This window comes from Aeromonas sp. HMWF014, assembly GCF_963878295.1.
Lineage (GTDB): Bacteria > Pseudomonadota > Gammaproteobacteria > Enterobacterales > Aeromonadaceae > Aeromonas > Aeromonas popoffii.
On record NZ_CAWNYS010000313.1, the window covers coordinates 1 to 4,589 of the forward strand.

The window sequence follows — 4,589 nt, forward strand, 5'->3', positions numbered from 1 at the left end:
GTAATTGACCTCGTGATGGCCTGTCCAAAAGGTGGGTGTCCTAGTTGTCGCTACAAAAGGTGGGTGTCCTAGTTGTCGGGGCAAGTTGTGGCCTAATGGCTGATTTGGGCAACAACGCCATTTACTGGTCGAGTTGAACTATTTTCCCTCTGGGCCCTAGGTTTGATTAGCGGAGCGTAATCAGACGTTCGCGAACGATAAACGCTGGGTGGCTCATCTGTTGATATCTTGAAAAGTCAGCTTAACCTGTTGAGGTTTTACCGATTTTAGCTACTGATAGCTCATAATATTTTGTCGTACGAACTCAATAAATACACGCGTTTTAGCAGGAAGATATTGGCGATTCGCATAAACAGCAAACAATTGCAATGGGGCGGCGGGTAACTCAAGTTCAATTTCGACCAAGCTGCCATCATCAATAAACTCTTGGCAAGCGACTTTGGCAAGAATGGCAAACCCTACGCCAGCTATTGCTGCTTTTAACGCCAGCTCGCCACTATTGACCCGGTAGTGTTCATTCACCTGTATGGTGGAAAATTCACTGTTTGTGCGAGTAAATTGCCAAGGCATCCCTTTCAGGGCGCTCACCGTAGTGATACAGGGGAGATCTTTTAGTTGTGACGTGTGGTTGGGAAGTCCCCACTTCTGGATCAGTGAAGGGGAGCCAACAACAGTGCAGGGAATGGTTGTCAGATGGTTGGCTATGTAATCGCAATCATCCATCTTGCCTCTGTGAATGATGATTGCCATGTCCAAATCCTCTCTTAATGATTCAAGTCCGGACAGGTTGGTAATACAGCTGATTTTTATCTCGGGATGTTGACAGGCAAAGTCAGCGATGGCGGTACCGAGCAGTTTTGGACCTGCTTCATTGGGGATACAGATGCGTAATGGCCCCTTCAGCTGAATCTGTTGTGATGTCAATTCAGCCTCGGTTTGCTCCAGTGATTCCAGTAATGGCTTGACTCGGGTATAGAGCAGTTGCCCTGCCTGTGTGAGTTTCATATGGCGGGTAGTGCGTTCAATCAGTTGAAGGTCCAAGGCTTCTTCCAATTGAGAGATACTGCGGCTCACATTTGACGTGGGTATTTGAAGGGTTTTAGATGCCCCGACAAAACTGCTATTTTCAACCACTGCAATGAAAATTCTCAGCGCATTCAATTCCATGCCTGTACGCATTGATTATCCCTAATATGATAACAATCTGTACCATTTTAACGGATAAAATTAAATTGTGATAGTGGATATACTGTTTATCTCTAAAGATTGAGAGTAAATACTATGATGTTAGATGAAAATAATGTGGATGAAAAAACTCACATTAATAGTTCGCCTATGGATATTAACGCCGTCTGGCTAGCCGCATTGATTCAATTGGTCAGTGCTCTTGATTTTATGATGATTATGCCTCTTGGGCCGGATTTATCTCGTGCGCTAAATATAAGTCCAACCTATATAGGGTATTTAGGGGGCGGGTATGCGCTGGCCGCCGCATTATCATCATTACTGTGTGCCAGATATCTCGACCGATTTGATAGAAAACATGTTGCACTGGTCTCATTGTTGGGCATCACGCTATCCACCTGGGCGTGCGCGTTAGCATGGAATATGGAAAGTTTGTTCTTTACCCGCTTGCTGGCCGGTGTGTTTGCCGGTCCGGCAACATCCATCGCTCTGGCGATCGTTGTGGATGCCACGCCACTACAGCAACGTGGTCGAGCGATGGCCATAGTGATGGGGGCTTTCTCGTTGTCAGCGATTGCCGGTGTCCCCTTGGGATTGGAGCTGGCCATGTTAAAAGGATGGAGTGCACCTTTCTATGTCGTTGGTGGTTTGGGATTGTGTGTCTGCGTGGCGGTATATATAAGGCTGCCCGGGATGACTGCCCACTTGGAACGGAGCCAGAAGGTTTTTTCATCCATTCAAATGTTGAAACGACCTGTGGTGTGGAATGCGTTTATGGCAATTGGATTGGCAATTTTCAGTACCTTCCTTCTTGTGCCAAACATTGCAGCTTATTTTCAATTCAACCTTGATGTACCGCGTGGTGATATGAGTCATTACTATCTCATGGGCGGTATCTTTAGCTTGTTTGCGATGCAGTTTGGTGGATATTTTATTGACCGTTTTGGCGCAATGAGAGTGACGATTTTGATGGGGGCATTGACGATTGCCGTTGTTTGGGACGGCTTCTTGCGTGAACCCTGGTTGCCGACCATGGTGATTTTCACGTTATTCATGGTGGTTACGTCGACACGGACGATCACTGTTGCTGCTGTGAACAGTCAAGTGGCCGCGCCTTGGGAAAGAGCGGGATTCATGTCATTGCAGAATGTTTTCCAACATATATTCAGTGGCTTGGCTGCCGTAGTTTCTTCGATGATGTTAACTAATGTTGATGGTCACCTTGGTAACATGACTATATTGGCTTGGTTGACCATAGCGCTGACGATTATTCAACCACTCTTTCTATATCAGTTACTCACACGTTTATGTTTGGTGACCAAATCACCGAATGCTTGAGTAACGATGTGTGTAGTGGGGGTGCTCATCGCCAGATATAACAACGCCCGGCAAGCCGGGCGTTGTGGTGCGACTGGGTGGGCGGCGAAAACGCCCCCTAGAAGTCGTGGTAGAGCGGCCAGCCGAGCAGCGGGTGCTTGAGACCGGCGCGCATTTCGATGTTGTCGAGCTTCTCCGGCGAGGCGTTCTCTTGTTGCAGCTGCTGGTACTGGCGCACAAAGCCGAGGGTATGCAGCAGGTTGGGGATAAACCCCTTGCTGAGCTCCTGACGCAGACCGGCGATCAGCTCGCCCGGCAGCTCTGCCAGCAGCCGCTCCAGCTGGGCGGCCAGATAGTCGGTGTCGTACCACTCTTCATTGAGCTCAATCTCCCGCGCCAGTTTGCGTTTGAGATCCTGCTTCACCTTCAATTTGGCGGCGCCGCTGCCATTGCCACAGAGGATGCGATAGAGCAGGGCCTCGGCCAGCTTGTCCTCCATGGTGGGGTGGTCGTTCTCGCAGGCGAAGAAGTGCTGATCGATCAGGCTCATCAGGCGGGCCTTGTTATGTTCGGCCAGCGCCTTCTCGTACTCCTGCCAACCTTGCCACTCCTCCACATCCGGCGGGCTGGAGATCTTGTCCAAGAGCCGCGCGTCCACGTCGCCATAGAGGCTGTTGCTACCGGGCTGCTTGGCGCTGACCGAGATCAGCATGGACCAACCCTTCTGGAACGGCTTGATGGGCCCCTCCGGCGCCTGCAGCAGGGCCAGTGCCCGGGCAAGGTCCCGTTGCGACAGCTCCAGCAGGCCCAGGCTCACCACACCGATGACGTCGTGGGCGGCCTGTTCCAGCAGATGCATCTTGTACTTGTTGTAGTACTTGTCGGCGAATTTGAGGCTCATCAACATCGCCTTGCCCTTGATCTGGCCCAGCTGCTGATCGCTCAAGTGTTCGCTCTCGCGGCCAAAGCGCAGCACCTGAGAGAGAAAGGGGCCCTGATTGACGTCGCGTATCACTAGTTGCATGACGGGGTTCCTCAATCCAGGAAGCTGAACATGTCGTCGACTTCGGCGTACTCGTCGGAGGCCTCGTTCTTCTCTTTGGCCTTCATCACCAGCTCGCTGGCGAACTTGCTGATGATCCCTTCCCAGCTGGAGTGCTCATTGCGCAGCAGTGCCTTGATGGATTTTTCCACCTCGGGGGTCAGCTCGCGGATCAGCATCAACAGGCTGCGCGGGTCATCCAGCGGGTAGTCGTGGGCATTTTCGCTCTGCTGGCGGTCGCTGTAGGAGAGCGCCTCTTCCAGATCTTCCTCTTCGGCGTGCAGCGTGTCGTGGAAGCCCTCTTCATCGTCGAAGCGCTCACCGCGATAGAACTCGATAAAGGGGATGGCGAGGTAGAAGAGACCGGCCGGATCCTCGGCGATGCACTCCAGGATCTCTGCCTGCTTGGCGTCGCTCTCCTGGGTGCGGATCAGGTAGTTGAGGAAGTCGAAGGTGTGCTGCTGCAGCTCTTCGGCGTTGTTCTTGATCGCCTCTTCCCAGTAGAGGGGCTGCTGGCAGACGATGTCGCGGATCCGCTCCGGGGTCATCAGCTCGGAGATGATCGACGGGAATGACATGTCGTGCTGGCCGTTGATCTGGGTCAGGGTGACGATATCAATCTGTTCAATGACTTCGGCCAATTGATCGTCGGACATGGTTTTGGCGATCAGCTCAAATTTTTCGCTGGCCTGCTTCGGCTCGATCACGGCCAGCTCTTTGATCTCGATGGCGGTAATTTCTATCAGACTGTGCATGCTGTGCCTCAAGTTAGAAACGTACTTCGTCGTACATGTCTTGATCGCCGTCGTCGTCACCATCACCGTTATAGTCGGCGTCAGCGTTTTCCCCGTCGTCATCGTCGTCGTCGCTAAGCTCGTAGTCGTCATCGGCACGGCGGCCACCGCGCGGCTGCGGGCTCTCTTTTGGATGGCAGAGCTGGAACAGCACGGCGCAGGCTTCGATCAGCTGATCTTCGCTCTGGGCCCGCACCGCTTTCACCAGCGGCAGGTCGGCATTATTGAACGCCACCGACACCTTGAACTCG

At 52.3% G+C, this 4,589-nt stretch carries 4 protein-coding genes and 1 pseudogene; 1 reads left to right on the forward strand and 4 read right to left on the reverse strand.

From position 1 onward, the window contains the following. Window positions 1-270: 270 nt before the first annotated feature. Window positions 271-1,179 carry a LysR family transcriptional regulator gene (locus tag AAC083_RS12895; protein WP_108536812.1) on the reverse strand — a complete coding sequence of 303 codons (909 nt, stop codon included), beginning with the start codon at window positions 1,177-1,179 and terminating at the stop codon, window positions 271-273. Between the two features lie 87 nt (window positions 1,180-1,266). Here AAC083_RS12895 and AAC083_RS12900 point away from each other — a divergent pair, with 87 nt between their 5' ends. Then, complete coding sequence (locus AAC083_RS12900; RefSeq protein WP_108536813.1) at window positions 1,267-2,523, forward strand: MFS transporter; 1,257 nt, start codon at window positions 1,267-1,269, stop codon at window positions 2,521-2,523. 97 nt (window positions 2,524-2,620) lie between these two features. Here AAC083_RS12900 and atcC read toward each other — a convergent pair whose 3' ends face one another. The 3 genes and pseudogenes from atcC to AAC083_RS12915 form a co-directional block, all read right to left on the reverse strand. Next, window positions 2,621-3,526 carry a cold adaptation protein AtcC gene (gene atcC / locus AAC083_RS12905; RefSeq protein ID WP_108536814.1) on the reverse strand — a complete coding sequence of 302 codons (906 nt, stop codon included), beginning with the start codon at window positions 3,524-3,526 and terminating at the stop codon, window positions 2,621-2,623. 11 nt (window positions 3,527-3,537) lie between these two features. Then, entirely contained in the window at window positions 3,538-4,299 is a 762-nt protein-coding gene (gene atcB, locus AAC083_RS12910) for a cold adaptation protein AtcB (protein WP_108536815.1), read from the reverse strand. 13 nt (window positions 4,300-4,312) lie between these two features. Further along, window positions 4,313-4,589, reverse strand: a pseudogene (locus tag AAC083_RS12915) (cold adaptation protein AtcA); the annotation flags it as partial.

Coding starts and splice junctions, on each gene's coding strand:
- AAC083_RS12895 (WP_108536812.1), bottom strand. CDS start 1,179: ATGCGTACAGGCATGGAATTGAATGCGCTGAGAATTTTCATTGCAGTG.
- atcC (WP_108536814.1), bottom strand. CDS start 3,526: ATGCAACTAGTGATACGCGACGTCAATCAGGGCCCCTTTCTCTCTCAG.
- atcB (WP_108536815.1), bottom strand. CDS start 4,299: ATGCACAGTCTGATAGAAATTACCGCCATCGAGATCAAAGAGCTGGCC.